Annotated in this window: 2 protein-coding genes; one reads left to right on the top strand and one right to left on the bottom strand. The window is 71.7% G+C overall.

What is annotated here, in order from left to right; translation table 11 throughout:
- Positions 1-165: 165 nt before the first annotated feature.
- Positions 166-825 carry a DUF2238 domain-containing protein gene (locus ACFW2E_RS46915; protein WP_384478294.1) on the top strand — a complete coding sequence of 220 codons (660 nt, stop codon included), beginning with the start codon at positions 166-168 and terminating at the stop codon, positions 823-825.
- Here ACFW2E_RS46915 and ACFW2E_RS46910 read toward each other — a convergent pair.
- Positions 810-1,295, bottom strand: a complete 486-nt coding sequence (locus ACFW2E_RS46910) for a DUF6328 family protein (protein ID WP_384478291.1) — start codon at positions 1,293-1,295, stop codon at positions 810-812. The two genes, ACFW2E_RS46915 and ACFW2E_RS46910, sit on opposite strands and share 16 nt — an antisense overlap.
- Positions 1,296-1,377 lie beyond the last annotated feature (82 nt).

Genomic DNA, 1,377 nt, shown 5'->3' with positions numbered 1-1,377 from the left:
ATGATCAGACGAAGGCCGCCTCCACGTCAGACGAATCCCCAGGTGAGCGACCCCGTACGAGACCGCGTTCGAAGCCGGAAGAAAAAGAACAAGCTGAGTACCCGTACTCATGCCCCGCCGGTCCGCCGGCGCCACGATGGGCCTCCCACGACAAGGAGCCCACCGATGACCGCAGTGCACCCCGCCCCGCGCCGCGCCACCCGACCGACCCTGCCAACCCTGTCGGCCGGGGTGGTGATCACGGGCATGGCCCTGTCGGCATGGGGCGCGCACGACCGCACGACCTGGTTCCTGGAGACCGTGTGGGTGCTGGCCGGACTGCCGCTGGTGGTGCTGACCTGGCGGCGTTTCCCGCTCACCGGACTGCTGTGCGGGCTGCTCGCCGCGCACGCGCTGGTCCTCGCGGTGGGCGGCCACTACACCTACGCGCAGGTACCCGCCGGCGACTGGGTGCGCGACGCCTTCGGCCTGGCCCGCAATCCGTACGACCGGTTCGGCCACCTCGTGCAGGGCTTCGTCCCGGCCGTCCTGGTCCGTGAGCTGCTGAGCCGTACCTCGCCGCTGCGCGGCAGCCGCTGGCTCGCCCCGCTCACCGTGTGCGCCTGCCTGGCCTTCAGCGCCTGCTTCGAGCTGCTGGAGTGGGCGGCGGCCGAGATCGGCGGACACGGCGCGGACGCCTTCCTCGCCACGCAGGGCGACGCCTGGGACACGCAGTGGGACATGTTCTGCGCGCTGATCGGGGCCACGCTCTCGCTCGTGGTGCTCAGCCGGGTGCACGACCGGCAGCTGGCGGCGCTGCGGGACAGGCCTCAGCGGCTGGTGTGACGGTGTCGCACCCACAGCGGCAGCCCGTACCAGCACACGAGGTACCAGGCCACCACGGCCGCGACCAGCCAGGGCACGAAACCGTCGTGGGTGGCCACCCGGAGGATCAGCAGCAGCGAGGCGGTCATGGTGACCAGCAGCAGGACCAGACCGACGAACGTCAGCCGGGACGCCAGCCGCACCGCCCGGGGCTTCACCCGCCGCCCGGACACCAGACGGTGCAGGGAGACGGGCCCGATGAGGGCGCCGGTGGCACAGGAACCGAGGACGACGGTCACGATATAGATGATCTTGTCGGTATGCGCCAGGTGGTCGTACTTCGGCGTGAAGACGACGGTGAGCAGGAAGCCGAACAGGATCTGCACGCCCGTCTGGGCCACGCGGACCTCCTGGATCAGGTCGGTCCACATCCGGTCGGCGCGCTCCTCCTCGGTCTCGTCGCGCCCCGTCCGTCTCGCGTCCCCGGTCATGCCGTGCGGGTAACCGCCGCGCCGACCGCTCAAACGACCGTGGGGGGGGGGGGGGGGGGGCGCCCGCGGGGCGGGGCGCCGA

This window comes from Streptomyces sp. NPDC058964 (assembly GCF_042741275.1).
In the GTDB taxonomy this organism is placed as follows: Bacteria; Actinomycetota; Actinomycetes; order Streptomycetales; family Streptomycetaceae; genus Streptomyces.
This window is presented reverse-complemented; position numbering and strand designations above follow the sequence as displayed.